Origin of the sequence: Thioclava sp. GXIMD4215, from assembly GCF_045291555.1 — a bacterium.
GTDB lineage: Bacteria > Pseudomonadota > Alphaproteobacteria > Rhodobacterales > Rhodobacteraceae > Thioclava > Thioclava litoralis.
On the sequence record NZ_CP149515.1, the window covers coordinates 215,937 to 232,252 of the forward strand.

Genomic DNA, 16,316 nt, shown 5'->3' on the forward strand with positions numbered 1-16,316 from the left:
TAGCGATCATTCCTCCAACCAATCCCCCAGGGGCGGACCTTACGGTCTGCCCCTTTTTCTATGCGAATGAGGTGCGTTATGGCGATGGGCCAAGCGGGTGCGATGCAGGCGAAGCTGGGGCTGGACCTGAGCCAGTTCCAGTCCGGAGCGCGGGCGGCGAGTGCCGAGGCGCAGAAGATGGCGGGCAATATCAATCAGGCCTGGGCGGGGGTGCGCGCCTCGGTCGAGGGGAAGGCGGCGCGGTCCTTCGACCAGCTGCGCGCCTCGATCGATCCGGCCTTTGCGGCCAGCCAGCGCTATGCCGATATCCAGCGTCAGGTGGCGGGCTTTGTCGAAAGCGGCGTGGCCAGCCAGCGCGCGGCCAATCAGGTGCTCGAACAGGCGGCGGCCAAATATCTGGGCGTGGCGACCGCTGCCGATCGCGCGGCGCAGGCGGTGCGGGCGGGGGAGGCGGCGCAGGCCGAACAGGCGCGCAGCGCGGCCAATGCGGCGCGCGCCTATGAGAGCCTGCGCGCCTCGGTCGACCCGCTCTATGCCAGCTCGCAGCGCTACAAACAGGCGGTCGAGGTGCTCAATGCGGCGCAGGCGGCGGGGGTCATCGATGACCGCGCGCGGGCCAATACGCTGAAGCTTCTGGGCCAGCAGCTTTCGGCCACCAATGGCGTGATGCAGAAGGCGGGCGGGATTTCGGGGCGGATGTCCTCGGCCTTCTCGAACGCCTCGTTCCAGGTGCAGGACTTCTTCGTGCAGATCGCGGGCGGCACCGATGCGATGCGCGCCTTCGCGATGCAGGCGCCGCAGCTTCTGGGGGCGCTGGGGTTCTCGGGCAAGCTCGCGATGGTGGGCTCGGCGCTCGGCACGATCGTGGCCGTGGGGGCGGTCGTGCTGCCCCTGCTGACCGATTTTGGCAAGAAGGCAAAAGACCTCGATACCGCGACCAGCGATCTGGAAAGCTCGCTCGGGGATCTGCGTTCGGCGCTTGAGACCGCGACCACCCCCTTGGCCGCGCTGCGCAAGGAGTTCGGGGACAATGCCGAGGCCGCGCGCGAGATGAACATCGCCATCCTCGATGCCAAGAAGATCGAGGGGTTCGACCAGATCGGAGAAAAAACCAAGGCCATCCAGAACAGTCTGAAAGGCGTGATCGGGAGCTTGCAGGACTATGATGATGCCATCACGCAGACCGGCACGTCCTTCATGCTCTACGATCAGGCCGGTGCGGCGGTCGATGAGCTGAACAGGAAATACGGCCTGACGATCGATCAGGCGCGCAAGGTCAAAACCGCGATGGACGAGATGGCCAAAGCCAAAAGCCCGCAGGAGGTCGCGGCGGCCACGCAGGAACTCTACCGCCTTCTGGGCCTGACCGTGGACGAGACGGGCAAGATCCCCAAGGGTCTGCGCGAGGCACGGCTGGCGGCGGCCCAGACGACGGTCGAGGCGTTCCAGATGCGCAACCTCTTCGAGCTGTCCGATAAGCTGGCGGCGGGGCTGCCCGTGAGCCTCGATAGCGCCGCCGATGCCGCCCAGCGTCTGGCCTCGGCGATGGCGGCGGCTTCGGGGTTCTCGGCCAATCTCGACAACCAGATCGCCATGCTCGATGTGCAGATCGAGGCCACGCGCAACAAGCAGAACGTGGCCAATGCCACGCGCATCGCGGGGCTTCGGCTTGAGGCGCAGGCGCTGCGCGACAAGTCGGTGGCGGAAGGGGTGGATCTGGCTTTGGCCGATGCACAGCTTCTGAGCCATAACCAGAAGATCGACACGATGGAGAAGGATCTGGCCACGCTCGACCGGCTGACGGCGGCGCAAAAGGCGGCGACCAAGGCGGGCACGGCAGGTGCGAAGGCCGCCGAGCGGCTCGAGAAGGCACAGGCGAAAGAGGCCGAACGCTGGCGCGATCTGATCGATCCGCTCAACAAATACCGCCGCGAGCTGGCCGAGCTGAACACGCTGGCCACGAAGGGCCTGCTGACCCCGCAAGAGGTGCACAAGGCAATGGCGCAGCTCAATGCCGGGCTGGCCGATAGCCTGCCGCTGGCGGGCGAGCTGACCGACACGCTGGTCGACGGGCTGTTTGCGGGCTTCCGCGGCACATTGGGAGATATCGGGGATATGTTCAAAACCTGGCTCAAACAGATGATCGCCACGGCGGCCAAGAACCGCATCGTGGTGGCGATGGGGCTGACCGGCTCGCTCACCGGCGTGGCCGGAACGGCGGCGGCGGGCTCTGGTGCGACGGCTTCGGGCGGGGCGGCCTCGGCCAACGGGCTGGGGCTTGCGGGCACGATCGGCGGTCTGGGGTCGTCCGCGCTGTCGGGGGCGGCGGGGCTCTGGACCAGCCTCACCGGCGCAGGCGGCGGCTTCGGGGCGGCGGGCACCTATCTCAGCTCGGTGCTGGGCGGGGCCACCTCCAGCCTGTCGGGCTTTGCCGCAGCCGTCGGGGCGATTGCCCTGCCGGTTGCCGCCGTCAGCCTGCTGATCTCGGGGCTGATCGGCAAGACCAAGGTGCTCGATACCGGCATCCGCGCGCTGATCTCGGGCAGCGATGTCACCGTGCAGACCTACCAGCTGATCGAGAAATCCAGATTCTGGGGGCTGTCCAAGTCCACGAAGACCAAATATAGCGCGGCCTCTGCCGATCTGGCCGATCCGGTCACCCGCGCGGTCTATGACGTGCAGGCCTCGATCGTGGCGGCGGCGGACAGTCTCGAGATCGGGGCCGAGGCCTTTGACGGTTTCACCTATGCGCTGAAGTTCTCGACCAAGGGCCTGTCGAAAGACGAGGCGCTCGAGGTGCTGGAAGAGAAGCTGACCGGTCTGGGCGATGCCTATGCCGGCCAGATCGAGGGGCTGGCGGCGTTCCAGGCGGAAGGCGAGGGCGCGATGGCCACGATCACCCGTCTGGCCTCGGCGCTGGCCACGGTCAATGCGGCGATGGACACTCTGGGCAATACGTTCCGCGCCACGGGGCTGGTGGGGGCCGATATGGCCAGCCAGCTGACCCAGCTTCTGGGCGGCGACGAGGCGTTCGGCACGGCGGTCAGCAGCTATTATCAGGCCGTCTATTCCGAGAGCGAACGGCTGGCCACCACCACGCGCCAGACCACCGAGGCGCTGGCGGAACTGGGGCTGAGCATGCCCGCCTCGCGCGCGCAATACCGCGCGCTGGTCGAGGCGCTGGATCTTGGCACGGCGGGCGGGCGCAGCCTCTGGGCGGCGCTGGTCGGCATGGCGGGGGTGTTCGACGAGATCCTGCCGCAGGTCGCCAGTTTCACCGCGCAGATCGAGGCGCTGTCGGGCACAGTCTCGACCTCGCTCGACAGCTCGATCTCGGCCTATACCGCCGCCCAGCAGGCCTCGGCGCAGGCCGCCACCAACTGGTACAAGGCCGCCGATACAATCGCGGCCTTTATCGCCGAGATGCGCGGCACCTCCTCGGCGATGACCTCGCCCGGGGCGGCGCTGTCCTATGCGCAGGGGCGCTACCAGATGACGCTGGCCGCCGCTCAGGCGGGGGATCTGGACGCGGTCACCGGTCTGACGCAGGTGGCGCAGGCCTATCTCGACCGGATGGGCGATCAGGCGGGCACGGCGCTTGAGCTGGCGCGGGCACAGGCGCGGGTGGCCGCCGATCTGGGCCAGACGCAGGGCATCGCGCAGATCGAGGGCGCACGCGCCGAGGCGATGGCCAGCCTGAGCCAGAGCCAGGTCGATCTGCTGACCGAGGCCCGCGATTATCTGGCGGCGGGCAATGCGCTGAGCGATGCGCAGATCGGGGTGCTCGAGACGCAGCTGGGCGCGCTGGACGAGGCGATCACCGCCGCTGCCGCGCTCAATTATGCGGGGCTGCGCAAGCAGATCGATCTGGCCATCGATGTGGTCGAGGACGCGCAGATCCCCGCCTATCTCAAGGCGATGCTGGCCGATAGCGCCACGGGGGTGAGCCGCTATGTGGATTTCATCGCCCGCTCGGATCTGAGCGCCGAGCAGAAATGGCTGGCGCTGACGGGGGCCTCGGAACATGTGAAGACGGTCACCTATCTGGCGCAGAACGATCTGGGCGCGGATCTGACCGCGCTGGCACTGGCGACCACTTCGAGCCTGCAGAAACAGGTGCGGCTCTGGGCGGTCAACAGCCTCGATGCGCAGGAGATGGCGCTGGCGCTGGCGGGCAATTCCACACTGGCGCGCGGGGTGCGGGTCTATCTGGCGCAGGGGCTCGAGGCCGATCTGCGCGCAGCCCTTCTGGCCACCGACCGCGCGATGACCCGCACGGTGGCGGTGGCGGTCGACCAGTCGGGGCTGAGTGCGGCGCAAAAGACGCTGGTGGCGGCGCTTTCGGGCGGGGCCTCGGCCACGATCCGGCTGGGCGGCAGCTTCAGCTTCGATCCGGGCGCGGCCTTTGCCAGCCTTCTGGGCAGCACGGTCGAGGCGCCGCTACAGGCCGCGCGCGAGACGATGGTGCAGCTGCGCAACCATCTCAACGCGCTGCGGGTCGCGGTGCAGGCGCAGACCGCCTTCGCCCAGGCCCAGGCGCAGGAGGTGAAGCTGGCGCAGGCGCAGGCCAGCTATGCGGCGCTGGCCGAAGAGCTGGCCGCGTTCTCGCCCGCGCAGGCGGTGGCGCTGCCGGTCTATAGCGCGGTGACGCAGCTGATGAAGCTGGGCTCCTATGTCAGCACGGGGCTGCAAAGCTATGTGGTGGCGGGCCAGACCTTCAAGGCCAGCGCCAGCGACCCCTCGCTGGCCGGTCTCAGCCGCTCCGATGGCAGCGAGGCCTATCTGACGGCGGTCAATGCGCTCAACCGCTCGGCCTATGAGAAAGCGCTGGCCTATGCGCAGACGCTCAATGCCGATGCCGCCGCCGAACAGCTCAAGCAATCGGGGCTGCAGGAGGCGCTGGTGGCGGCGGCGCAGGAGCTGCAGGCGATGGGGGTCGATATCGAGATCCCGCAATTCGCGCGCGGCGGGCTGCATGGCGGCGGGCTGCGGTTGGTGGGCGAGAACGGCCCCGAGCTGGAGGCCACCGGTGCCAGCCGGATCTGGACGGCGGACCAGACCCGCAGGATGCTTTCGGGCGGGGAGGGCGCGCAGGACGGGCTTCTGCGCGAGGTGATCGCCGAGCTGAAGAGCCTGCGGCAGGAGAACCGCCAGCTGCAGCTCAATGGCAATAGCGATCTGCGCAAGATCCGCACCCTTGAAGAACGGCGGGAGGCCGAGGCGCAATGACCCAAGCTCTGATGATCATCCCCGTGGCGATTGGCGCGGGGGCGATGCAGGCCACGAATGTGACCGAGGAAGACCATCCCGAATGGGACGCCGCTGCGGTCTATCAGACGGGCGAGCGGGTCATTCTGGCCGCCCGTCACCAGATCTACGAAAGTCTGGCGGACGAGAACTCCGGCATTGCCCCCGAGGGCGCGGATCTGTCGGCGCAATATTGGGTGGCGGCGGGCTCGACCAATCGCTGGCGGGCTTTTGACGCGACGCTCGGGCTGGTCACCAGCTGGCCCGAGGCGATCACCTATCGCATCGGCCTGCCGGCGCGGGTCGATGCGGTGGCCTTTATCGGGCTGGTGGCGGTGTCGCTGCAGCTGGTGATCCGCGACAGTGGCGGCAGTGTGGTCTATGACCGCACCGCCAATCTGCTGGACACGGGCGCGATCCAGAGCTGGCTGGATTTCTTCACCTATGAGGACAGCTTCGACCCCGAACAGATCTTTGCCGATCTGGGCGCGCTGTCGGGTTTCACGCTCGAGATCACCATCGCCAATCCCGGCGGCACGGCCTCGGTCTCCGAGATCGTGATGGGGCGGGGCGAATTGCTGGGCGAGGTGCTGGAAGGGTCCAAATCGGGCTTCACCGATTACTCGCGCCGCGAGGTGGATGATTTCGGCAATATCTCGATCGTCAAACGCGCCACCGCCCGCAAGGCCGAATGGCAGCTCTCGTTCGAGGCCACCGCCAACCGCCGCATCCAGCGCGCGCTCGAACAGGCACGCGGGGCGCCGGCCTATTTCTACCCGGGCGATGACATGACGCCCTTCGCCCTCGCCGTCTATGGCGTGGCCGATGACTTCTTCCCCGCGCTTTCGGGCGGCGGGCATACGATTGCAACCCTTTCCCTGACAGGAGTCGCCTGATGGCAAAACCCACCCTCACCCCCGCGCCCAATGACCCGCCGATCCTTGGCAGCCCGACCTTCGCCGCCGATGCCCAAGGCTTTCTGGGCTGGTTTCCGGTGATGGGCCAGTACATGCAGGACATGGGCGACTGGATCGAGACCATGATCGGCGATGTGCCCTCCGAGAATATCGCAGCCTTCGCCCATCTGACCGGCGCCGCCAACAAGCTGCCCTATTTCACCGGCGCGGGCGCAATGGCGATGACGGATCTGAGCGCGGACGGGCGGTCCCTTATGAGCCAGTCCGGCGCGCTGAAGGTGGCCGGTGGCCTGGCAAGCGGTACGGCGGTCACGCAGAGCAAGTTCGACACCACCAGTGGCCGGCTGTTGAAGACGGGTGATAACGGCATATTGGGACCGGTGGTCAATGCGACCGCAGTTGGCATCACAAGTCTCGATGATGCCCCGATAGGCTCGCTGATCAACTGCTATCCCATTACTACAAATCTGCCCGGATCGGCCTCGATCGGTTTCGTGAGAACGATGGCGATTGATAACGGAAATATTTGTCAGGAATTCACCCCGATCTATCCGACATCCGCACTCAGGCAGCGGTATTTCCGTCATCGTATGTTCGGCGTCTGGACGGGGTGGACGGCGATGCATCCTGAATATGGCTCGAATGCGAATGGCAATTATGTCCGTCTTCCGGATGGGACGCAAATTTGTCATGCAAGGATAAGCGCTGCGGACGCTGCGTGGGCCACGGCGCAGGGCGCTGTATATCGCCAGGATACCAGCAACACTTGGACATATCCCGCAGCGTTCTTTGACAATAGTAACCTGACGATTACGGGGTCAATCGAGACGGGCACGACCGTCGTCGGTGGCATGACCTTCAATGGTGTCGGAGCAACTTCTGCCAATTACAGGGCTTGGTCCGTTGTCGCAATGGCAGCGGGAAGCGCAAAAATCATCCACCTGAAGGCCATTGGTCGCTGGAAATAAGGGTCACCTCATGAACATCATCTTCTCACCAATCGTCCGCCGCCCCGGTACGGATGACGCCCTTGATACGCTCTCGGTTTCCGGCTCCACGCTGACCCTCAACGGTCAGGCACAGGATCTCGCCGCGCTGGCCGTGGATCCCGAGACGGGCCTTGCGCTCGACGCCGGCTACATCCAGAGCGCCGTCCACGATGGCGATGACTGGACCGTCACGCTTCTCCTGCCGATCGGGGACAGTGCCTCCGAGGCGCAGCGGTTCCCTGTGCCGGTGACGGTGGCCAGCGGGCCGGTGCCCTTGCCCGAGCCGCCCGAGGCCCCGCCCGAAGATCCCGCCCCTGAAGACACGCTCTGACCCGCCCCCGAGGCGGGCTTTTTTATGAGGAAACCTGCGCATCCCGATATGCGCGGCCAACCGGAAAGACGAGACAATGCCCGAAAAAGACCCCAGCCTCTGGGAAAATATCTGGCTCTACCTGTCATTGATCATCACATGGGCGACCGGCGCGGCGGGTCAGATCTATGTGTCGGGCGGGGTCGGCGGCGCGGTGCGCTGGATCATGGAGATCAAGGGCAAGAGCCCGATCAGCTTTCTGCGGATCCTCCTCGACGGGGTCACCGCCGTGATCACGGGGGCGATCTTTGCCCGCTATCTGGGGCCGGTCATCGCGAACTGGCTGGCGGGCGTTGGCATGTGGCCCGATGCCGGAGACGCCACCACGGCGGGCTTTCTGGCGGGGGTGGGCGGTATGTCGGTTGCCAAGGTCGTGATCGCCATGATCGACGCGCAGAGCCATAAGTTCACGGGGAAGAAGTGATGTTCGAGGCGCTATGGCGGCAGCTTCTGCGGGAGCGCGAGATCTGGTTCCGGCTGGTTGTGGGCTATCTGGTCTTCGTGACGGTGCCGCCCTGGGTGGAAAGCCAGCTCTGGCCGGTCTCGGGGCCGTTGCACATTACGCAGGTCACCGAGACCGAAGAGGGGGTGCGGATCAGAGGCTGGGCCGAGCGGTATCGCTCGGGCTGCGATTTCCTCGGCCTTGTCTGGTGGCTGGGCGATCGCCACGGTCAGGCGGTGCGGGTGCCCGCGCGGTTCGATGACAGGCCGCAGATCCGCGCGGTCGGGCGCATGGAGTTCGAGGCGCTGGTGGTCGGCCTGTCCGAGGACCAGCTGAACGATAGCTACGCCGATGTGCGCCACGCCTGCCACGGGCGGATCGGCGAGAAAGCCTTCCTCTGGGCCACAGGGTCCAAATTCTGGAACTGACACACCCCGCCCTTTGGGCGGGGTTTTTTCATGGAGAAACCACATGCTGAGCACAGCACATCTGGCGGCCATCGCAGGCCGTCGGGAAACCCCGCTTATGCGGTCGGTGGTGGCCGGTCTGGCCGATCCCCGCGCGCGGGATATGGCCCCGCCGCACCGGCTGGCGCAGTTTATCGCGCAGATCGCGCATGAAAGCGCGCGCTTCCGCTATGCCGCCGAAGCCTGGGGCCCGACGCGCGCGCAGCGCCGCTATGAGGGGCGGCGCGATCTGGGCAATCTGCAGGCGGGCGATGGCTACCGCTTTCGCGGGCGCGGGCCGATCCAGATCACGGGGCGGGCGAACTATGCCCGCTTCACCGCCTGGGCCGAGGGGCCGGATTTCGAGGCGGTGCCCGATGCGGTCATGGGCGATCCGTGGCTCGGGCTATCGGCGGTCTGGTTCTGGCAGGCGGGGGCGGGGCGCAGCCTCAATGCCTATGCCGATAAAGGCGATATCGAGATGATCACCCGCCGCATCAATGGCGGGCTGAACGGTTATGCCGACCGGCTGGCCCTCTATACCCGCGCGGGGCTGGTGCTGCTGGGGCAGGGCCCGAACGATGTGCGCGCCTTCCAGCGGCTGGCCGGTCTGACGGTCGACGGCCTCGCAGGCCCCGCCACGCGCGGCGCGCTCCATTCCCATCTTCTCAAGCTCTGAAAGGATCTCCCATGCTTGACGCAATTATCGCGGCGCTGATGCCGCACATTCTGCAACTGCTGGCGCTGGCGATTACCGCGCTGGTCGGCTGGATCGCCGCCGAGGTCAAACGCCGCTTCGGTATCGAGATCGAGGCCCGCCACCGCGAGGCGCTGCATTCGGCGCTGATGACCGGCGGGCAGCTCGCGCTGGCGCGGCTGGGGGCAGGGGCGGGCCCCACGGCGCTGACGCAGGCCGCCATTGATTACGCCAGAACCTCGGTGCCCGACGCGATCACCAGGCTCGGGCCTTCGGCGCAGGTGCTGCAGGATCTGGCCGAGGCCAAGATCGCGGCGCTGGCCGCGTGATCTTCTGCCGGCGCGCGGGCGGATCGCGCGCCGGCTCTATCCGTTTCAGAACAGGAGGACCGTTATGGTCAGCTATACCTTCCCGCTGCCTGCGGGTGAATTTGTCGCCCTGATGCGGGCCGATGCGCAGGCGGCACGGGTGCAGAACTCGGGCGGCTTCGACATCTACCTTCTGGCCGGCGTAGGCGATGAGGCACCGCGCAGCCTTGCGGGGGCGCAACGGCTTCCGGCAGGGGCGCTGCGCGATGTGGAGATCGCCACGCTGTTTCCCGGCATCGCGGGGGCCGATACGCTTTGGGCCTGGGGGCTGATGGGCGGGGCGGCCAGCGTCTCGCATGCGGGGGTGCTGTTGCCGCAGCCGGTGCGCGAGGCACGGCTTGCGCCGGGGGCGGGCGAGGGCGAGGTGATGCTCGATCTGGTCGCGCCCTATGATGGCGGCAGCCCGCTGACCGCGCTGGAATACAGCCTCGATCAGGGGATCAGCTGGACCGCGCTGCCCGATGTGGCGGGCGGCAGCTATACGCTGGCGCTTGGCACCGGCAGCCACCTGCTGCAGCTGCGGGCGGTGAACGCGCTCGGGGCGGGGCCGGTGTCGCGCCCGCTGCGGGCGTTGGGCGGGCGTCCGGCGGGGCGCAAGCGTTTCAAGCGGCTTGTCTTTGTCGGGGCCTCGATCATGAACCGCACCTTCGGCGGGGCCAGCCTTGCCGAGGATTCCTCGGGCGGCAACTGGGCCGATATGGAGGCCAAGCTGGCGGCCAATGGCGCGCCGGGGGTCGAGGTGCGCTGCCGCGCGGTGGGCGGCTATACGGTGGCGCAGATCCAGCCGCTCCTGCAGGAGGCGCTGGACGCCTATCCCGGAGATGACACGCTGTTCTGCCTGCATGCGGGCGGTAATAACGCGACCAATGCTCAGGATCAGGCGGATTTCGAGGCCGAGGTCGACGCCATGCTTGCGGTCATCGCCACGCGCCCGGGGCAGGTGCTCTGGTCGGATATCAGCTGGCGCACGCCCTATGTCACCACCAAGGCCGATGCGGTCTCGACCGCGGCCAATTACAACAGCTGGCTCAAGGCGAAACTGCTGGCGGCCAAGAGCACGCTGTTTGCGGACGGCTACTATGATGACATGACCGCCGTGACCTGTTTCAACGATTGGGTCTATGCAAATCGGGCGCATTTCTTCGAGACCGATGACATCGTGCATCCGGACGCGGACGGGCAGGAGCGGCTGCGCGGCTGGTTTGCCGAGCGTCTGGCGCCGCTGGTCAGGGGCAGCCGGAAGGCGGTCCGCTTCGGCTGGGCGGATTTTGCGCCGGAAATCACCGCGCCCGCGATCAACGCCTTCGTGCTGATCTCGCCGCAGATCGTGCATGGCTGTCACCGGCTGAGCTTCACCGAGACGGGGGTCTATTTCGATGGCCCTGCCGACAAGGTGCTGAATTACGACGGCAGCTATGGGGGCCTGACCGCGAAAGGCACCTATACCGGCGCGGCGGTGCTTTATAACTCGACGGGCCGTGCGGACGGGAACGCCGAGTGGCAGGGCACTCTGGATTACATCGAGTTCACGCGCCGGTCCTGTTCGTGGAACACTGCGCAGGCGGTGAAGATCGAGCTGTATGCGGCCCCGAACACGGTGCTCGATATCGACTTCACGGCCTCGCGCAAATCGACCAGCGTGACCAATGCGCTCTGGACGGGCTCGGATGGTACCAGTGTCGAGCATAGCGGCACGGCGGACCCGACCTCGATCGTCTCGGCGCAGTTCACGACGGACGGGAATGGCCGGCTGGAGCTCGTGCAGACGCTCCTCTCGGGCTACGCCTATGACGGTGTGCTCTGGGTGCGCAACGCCGCGTGACGGGAAAGGAAAAGGGGGGCCGGTTGGCTCCCCGCACTCTGCACGCCTTAGGACATGTGAACCCAATTTTCATAGCGCGGGCAGGTTAAGGGCTGCCTAATTCGTGGGGTGAGTGGAGACCTTTACTCGATGTTGAAGCAAGCTCGAGAATGCCACCGCGCAATCTACAGTTAAAGGCGCCGAGCATCGAGCGCAAAAGATACTAAGAGAGCGGCAAGTCGAACCATTGGGTGAACTAATAATCGTGCGAAATGCAGTCTGGGGATCGGTGAGGGAAATGAAAATCCCTTCTTGTCGTGACGTTTGAAAGCCGTGGAACGATTATAATCTAGAAAATTTTAATATAAATCTACGCATTAGATACAATTAGAAATTATATCATTTACTGTTTCCAAAGAAGAAACCCGCACAATCAGAACTTGAGAGCAAGCCTCTCTGTTAGCTGGTTGGTGGACGCATACGATGAAGATATCGGTAAGCGAAAATTTCCATATCGTCTCTGACGATATGTTTGGAGGAAACCTATTAGCAAATAGGGACGATATTTCTACTACCAGCACTTACTCCGATTTAATCTCAGATCTGGGAGTAACATCGCTTCGATACCCTGGGGGATCGTTAACTGAATATTATTTCGATATTAATGACCCAGATCAGACGACAATAGCAGATTTAACCGGTAATTTTAACGGGGATACATCGGAGAAAGATTTCGTCGCTCTTTCCGATTTCATGTCCTTCTCCGCAGAGCGCGGGATATCAGTAACCATTGTGATTCCGACCAGAACCTATCTTACGACTGGTGTTGATGAGAATGGTGACCGTTTTGCCGATATTGACGAAGAAGTACTTAGATCGTTCATTCAGGATGTCGTGTCTGGTGAATATGGCGAAGCTTCAATCGACGCCTTTGAGTTGGGTAATGAATACTGGGGATCAGGCGAGATGTCCTCTGTCGAATACGGCAGAGTTGCCTCTGAAATGGCATCTATTATTGATGACGAACTAGCGTCTCTCTCTCTTTCGATAGAAGATGCCGAGAAAATTAAAATTTTAGTTCAATCCGGCCATAACTGGGGCGACGCAAAGCTCAGTGACGAATATACAGATATGACTTCAACGGAAGTGATATCCGAATTAAACGATAGTTATGGATTGGATCTCGACAGTAAGGCGCTGTATTCTGATGGAACTGTAAATTGGACATATGTGTCGAATAAGCTTGTCCTATCAGAATTCTCAGAGAACGAACTAGAAGCTGTGGATGGAATCACGCCTCATTTATACACGTCTGATAGCGAGTTTGAGGACGAAGTTTCCTACATCACCAATCAAATAGATAGAACCTGGGGAGAAGAAAAGCCAGGAATACAGATCTATGTCACCGAGTGGAATCAGAATACTAGTGGTTATGGTTTAGATCGTGATGAAGATTATGGCCTATGGCAAGGCCAAGAAATTCTAGAAACCTTTGAAGAAATGGTAGCTGCAGGTGTTGACGGTGCAGATATATGGCCGCTTCTGCAAAATACAGCAAATGCACTATCTCAGGGTTTCGAGTATGAAACGTTGACACCTGCGGGAGAAGTTTTTTCTCTCATGGCGGAGTCGTTGCCTGGGAAGGCTCTTGTTGAAACATCGGATGATCAAGATCATTCGGATTTATATTTCTACTATGGAAACGACGAAGCGGTAATGTTTATCGCTGCGGATGAAGACCAAACGATCTCTTTAGACTTATCTGATATAATGACTGAGATTGGCAGCGTCACGGCGGTAAAAGTCGGCGTATCCGATCAGTCAGAAGTCGGTAGTTCCCGTGCAGAGACTGTCCTAACGGAATTTGGAAATGACGACCTTGTCGACGGGAGTAGCCTTAAATTCGATTTACAGGCGGGTGAGGTAATGCAGATCTCGATTGTGGATTTCGAGCCAACCTCGGAATTTCAAAACGTAATGGACGATGTAGATACCTTACTCGAGCTCGCCGAAGACGATGATGAGCCAACAGATGTTGATGTCCCGGTTGATACCGAAGATCCCGTTGATGATGTGGTTGATCTGCCCACCGTTGATCCAGTGGACGATGAGGAAAATAGCGAAAACGAGGATGATGATGGCGGTGGTGGTGATTCCGGCTTTGGGTTTTTAGGTTTTGCTCTGCTCGTACCATTAGCACTGCTCGGAATAGCATAACTAAAAGAGGTGGTCTTGTGTTTGGAATTCTCGGAATTTGCGCCTTGGTAACTGCTGGGATGGCCGGAGCTTTTATATTCGATGGTAGTAAAGATGAAAACGATGAGGATGAAAGTGTCTCGAAAAAAAACGGAGACCTTCTGTCAGAAGAGGGGGGAGGGCAGTTGAGTGAAAGTGGGGGTGAAGTATCATCTCCAAATACAGATTCTGTTGTAGAAACAGAAGAGCCCATATTGGATGGGTTTGATGTGAATCCTTCTGACACTACGGAAGATGTTTATGGAAGCGATTCTGACGATTCTTTTGAAGGAACAGAGGGAGATGATTTTATAACCTCCAGCGGCGGAGATGATACCATATGCGCCCAGGAGGGAGACGATACAATATCCGGCGGAGTTGGCGACGATTCACTAGATGGTGGCGTGGGCGATGATCTCGTGATCGGCGGGGATGGTGAAGATGTTTTAGAAGGAAATTATGGAGCAGATTGGTTGAAAGGTGAAGCAGGTGGCGATTATCTCGACGGAGGTTCTGGAGAAGATACCCTTAAAGGGGGTGATGGCGACGATACGCTTTTCGGAAGTTTTATGAATGATGATGGAAGTGTTGACTATTTACTTGGTGAGCAAGGTAACGATTATATTGTTCTTGGTTCTGGAGATTATGCGGACGGCGGCGAAGGTGCTGACACGTTAAGCGTTTCGTATTCGAATACTTCACCAGCGTATGTAAGTAATTTTGATCCACTGAGTGATATTTTGGAAATTGAATGTGATAAGAGCGATCCCTCGATTTCTATCGAGAAAAGCAACAATAACAATATTTCAAAAGTCTTAGTAGATGATGTGGTTGTAGTCTATCTTCATAGTGAATTCGATGTCGATCTAAATTCAATTCGTATTTCGTATTCGAAAGGTTAATTTTTAGCGCCAAGAAAACCAAGCATGCATAGTGGCTACCTGTAGCAGGTCTCACTGATCAAGCTCGCATCCATGCCGCCATACTTGGTGCACCATTTGTACGGCGTCGCGCCGCTCATGCCATTTCGCGGCACAGCTCTATAGCCCGAACGCCGCATTCCATCCGGCTCAGCACGCTCAAACTCTGCGCCTCGGTGAAACGTGTCTTCTTGATCGGAATCTTCTCGTTCATCCTGCCGAGAAAATTCTATTTTTGCATCCCGTTAAAATTAGGAATGATTAGTGTACTTTAGGTCCTGATAGACAAATAACAACTTGACCTGATTTTATCAGGTGCCCGTTTTCCCGAGTTTTTTAAGTAATAGTCTTCTATAAATGTTCTCTGATCTGGAGAAAAAGTGTCCCAATCCTGCCAGAGGATATCGAAGCCGATTTGATCGCACATCTCTTCCATCGCTCGGAAAGAGGGAATGCCTACAACGGTATTTATTTGGCCGTCGTAAGTCGGAATTGCATTCAGATCGAAATTTACATTTTCTTTGATTAACGAGATCTCTGGTTCGGTAGAAAGAGTAAAGTCGCTATCCAAAATTACTAGTTTTGGTTCTAAAGCCTTAATGAGTCTCAATAGACGATGATGATCGGCAATATGATAAAATATGCCTAGCACGCAGACGATATCATATCTTATACCATCCTCTATAGCTTGCTCCAAAAAGTCGAAAATATTTGCATGAATTAGAGTTGTTTGGGCTACATTTTTCGAGTCGGGGAAAAGGTTGAACCGGTCAATTAAGTGTCTCCTGCCTTCAACACCGGTAACCCTTGAGGTACCCAATTTTGAAAAGACGTATGACCAGCGACCATCGTGCGCCCCGAGATCCAACACGCTCGCGTCGCAAAATTGGCTTTCGATAGGTTTTATAATTTTAGAATAGCGTTTTTCCAAACGTACAATTGAGCCTTCAGACTCTTTGTACTCTCGAACGGAATGTAAAAAATCAAAAACGCCCAATTTCTTGCTCCCTAGCGTGGGTCGTAATTAGAATATTTTTTTTCTTAAAAAAAGCAAGCTACTAGCTGTGCACTATCACGCGAAATTTTTGGTTATCTTAAAATCGAGCCAAAATAACGACTGGGCAGGTAATCCCCCGTTTTTGCGGGGCTTGGTTGTAAATTTACGCGGCCATTCTCAGTTTCTGGGCGGGGGGCATCCCGCTATTGCCCATGTTGGGGCGTTCATTGTTGTAAGACCCTAGCCACTCGGCGGCAATCTGCGGCACCTCGTCGATGGTTTCAAAGATGTAGAGGTCCAGCTATTCATGCCGGACCGTCCGGTTGTAGCGCTCGACGTAAGCGTTTTGCTGCGGCTTTCCGGGCTGGATGTGCGCCAGAGCAATGCCCTTGTGCTCAGCCCATTCCATGAGAGTGCCACTGATGTACTCTGGACCATTGTCGACCCTGATCGTCTTCGGTGCGCCCCGCCATTCGATGATCTGGTTCAGCGCCCGGACGACCCGTTCGGCGGGCAGCGAGAAGTCGATCTCGATGCCCAAACCTTCACGGTTGAAGTCGTCCAGAACATTCAGTAGGCGGAACTGGCGCCTAGCTCCAAGTCGATCAGCCATGAAACCCATGAACCAGACCTCATTCTGCATGCTGACATTGGCATGCATGCGTTTGAGGCGGCGGTTCTCCTCCGCCATTGCTTTTATCTCGGAAATTAGGCTCGCATCCCCGCAATACTTCGCCCGCCATTTGTACAGCGTAGCACTGCTCATGCCATTTTCACGGCACAGCTCAGCAGCAGGAACACCGCCCTCCATTTGGCGCGGTACGCCCACGATCTGGGCCTCGGTAAAACATGTCTTCTTCATCGGAATCTCCTCGTTCATCCTGCCG

12 protein-coding genes and 2 pseudogenes are annotated in these 16,316 nt (G+C 60.4%); 11 read left to right on the top strand and 3 right to left on the bottom strand.

Annotated features, from left to right (window positions below):
• The first annotated feature begins 78 nt into the window (after nt 1-78).
• The 11 genes from WDB86_RS01085 (at nt 79) to WDB86_RS01135 (ending at nt 14,414) form a co-directional block, all read left to right on the top strand.
• Nucleotides 79-5,229: a hypothetical protein gene (locus tag WDB86_RS01085; protein ID WP_406736350.1), complete on the top strand. Its 5,151-nt coding sequence runs from the start codon at nt 79-81 to the stop codon at nt 5,227-5,229.
• Nucleotides 5,226-6,143, top strand: a complete 918-nt coding sequence (locus WDB86_RS01090; protein ID WP_339109272.1) for a hypothetical protein — start codon at nt 5,226-5,228, stop codon at nt 6,141-6,143. Before WDB86_RS01085 ends, WDB86_RS01090 begins: the two co-directional genes overlap by 4 nt.
• Entirely contained in the window at nt 6,143-7,132 is a 990-nt protein-coding gene (locus WDB86_RS01095) for a hypothetical protein (RefSeq protein WP_406736351.1), read from the top strand. The genes WDB86_RS01090 and WDB86_RS01095 overlap by 1 nt, the downstream gene beginning before the upstream one ends.
• Nucleotides 7,133-7,142: 10 nt before the next feature.
• Entirely contained in the window at nt 7,143-7,484 is a 342-nt protein-coding gene (locus WDB86_RS01100) for a hypothetical protein (protein WP_406736352.1), read from the top strand.
• 76 nt (nt 7,485-7,560) lie between these two features.
• Nucleotides 7,561-7,947 carry a hypothetical protein gene (locus WDB86_RS01105; RefSeq protein ID WP_339109275.1) on the top strand — a complete coding sequence of 129 codons (387 nt, stop codon included), beginning with the start codon at nt 7,561-7,563 and terminating at the stop codon, nt 7,945-7,947.
• Nucleotides 7,947-8,393, top strand: a complete 447-nt coding sequence (locus WDB86_RS01110; protein WP_406736353.1) for a hypothetical protein — start codon at nt 7,947-7,949, stop codon at nt 8,391-8,393. The genes WDB86_RS01105 and WDB86_RS01110 overlap by 1 nt, the downstream gene beginning before the upstream one ends.
• A 43-nt stretch (nt 8,394-8,436) precedes the next feature.
• On the top strand, nt 8,437-9,090 hold the full coding sequence (locus WDB86_RS01115; protein WP_406736354.1) for a glycoside hydrolase family 19 protein: 654 nt from the start codon (nt 8,437-8,439) through the stop codon (nt 9,088-9,090).
• 11 nt (nt 9,091-9,101) lie between these two features.
• A complete protein-coding gene (locus WDB86_RS01120; protein ID WP_406736355.1) occupies nt 9,102-9,437 on the top strand; it encodes a hypothetical protein in 336 nt (111 codons plus the stop codon).
• A gap of 64 nt (nt 9,438-9,501) precedes the next feature.
• Nucleotides 9,502-11,298, top strand: coding sequence for an SGNH/GDSL hydrolase family protein (locus WDB86_RS01125; protein ID WP_406736356.1), 1,797 nt, complete (start codon nt 9,502-9,504; stop codon nt 11,296-11,298).
• Nucleotides 11,299-11,760: 462 nt separating this feature from the next.
• Nucleotides 11,761-13,494 carry a hypothetical protein gene (locus WDB86_RS01130; RefSeq protein ID WP_406736357.1) on the top strand — a complete coding sequence of 578 codons (1,734 nt, stop codon included), beginning with the start codon at nt 11,761-11,763 and terminating at the stop codon, nt 13,492-13,494.
• A gap of 17 nt (nt 13,495-13,511) precedes the next feature.
• Entirely contained in the window at nt 13,512-14,414 is a 903-nt protein-coding gene (locus tag WDB86_RS01135) for a calcium-binding protein (protein ID WP_406736358.1), read from the top strand.
• A gap of 50 nt (nt 14,415-14,464) precedes the next feature.
• Here the strand turns inward: WDB86_RS01135 and WDB86_RS01140 are convergent.
• From WDB86_RS01140 to WDB86_RS01150, 3 genes and pseudogenes are all read right to left on the bottom strand, one after another.
• Nucleotides 14,465-14,628: pseudogene (locus tag WDB86_RS01140) on the bottom strand (transposase); the annotation flags it as partial.
• Between the two features lie 75 nt (nt 14,629-14,703).
• Entirely contained in the window at nt 14,704-15,429 is a 726-nt protein-coding gene (locus WDB86_RS01145; protein ID WP_406736359.1) for a class I SAM-dependent methyltransferase, read from the bottom strand.
• A 163-nt stretch (nt 15,430-15,592) separates the two neighbouring features.
• A pseudogene (locus WDB86_RS01150) lies at nt 15,593-16,291 on the bottom strand (integrase core domain-containing protein).
• Between the last annotated feature and the right edge of the window lie 25 nt (nt 16,292-16,316).

Excerpts from the sequence above, each read along its gene's own strand:
- WDB86_RS01085 (WP_406736350.1), top strand. The coding sequence starts at position 79 with ATGGCGATGGGCCAAGCGGGTGCGATGCAGGCGAAGCTGGGGCTGGAC.
- WDB86_RS01090 (WP_339109272.1), top strand. The coding sequence starts at position 5,226 with ATGACCCAAGCTCTGATGATCATCCCCGTGGCGATTGGCGCGGGGGCG.
- WDB86_RS01095 (WP_406736351.1), top strand. The coding sequence starts at position 6,143 with ATGGCAAAACCCACCCTCACCCCCGCGCCCAATGACCCGCCGATCCTT.
- WDB86_RS01100 (WP_406736352.1), top strand. The coding sequence starts at position 7,143 with ATGAACATCATCTTCTCACCAATCGTCCGCCGCCCCGGTACGGATGAC.
- WDB86_RS01105 (WP_339109275.1), top strand. The coding sequence starts at position 7,561 with ATGCCCGAAAAAGACCCCAGCCTCTGGGAAAATATCTGGCTCTACCTG.
- WDB86_RS01110 (WP_406736353.1), top strand. The coding sequence starts at position 7,947 with ATGTTCGAGGCGCTATGGCGGCAGCTTCTGCGGGAGCGCGAGATCTGG.
- WDB86_RS01115 (WP_406736354.1), top strand. The coding sequence starts at position 8,437 with ATGCTGAGCACAGCACATCTGGCGGCCATCGCAGGCCGTCGGGAAACC.
- WDB86_RS01120 (WP_406736355.1), top strand. The coding sequence starts at position 9,102 with ATGCTTGACGCAATTATCGCGGCGCTGATGCCGCACATTCTGCAACTG.
- WDB86_RS01125 (WP_406736356.1), top strand. The coding sequence starts at position 9,502 with ATGGTCAGCTATACCTTCCCGCTGCCTGCGGGTGAATTTGTCGCCCTG.
- WDB86_RS01130 (WP_406736357.1), top strand. The coding sequence starts at position 11,761 with ATGAAGATATCGGTAAGCGAAAATTTCCATATCGTCTCTGACGATATG.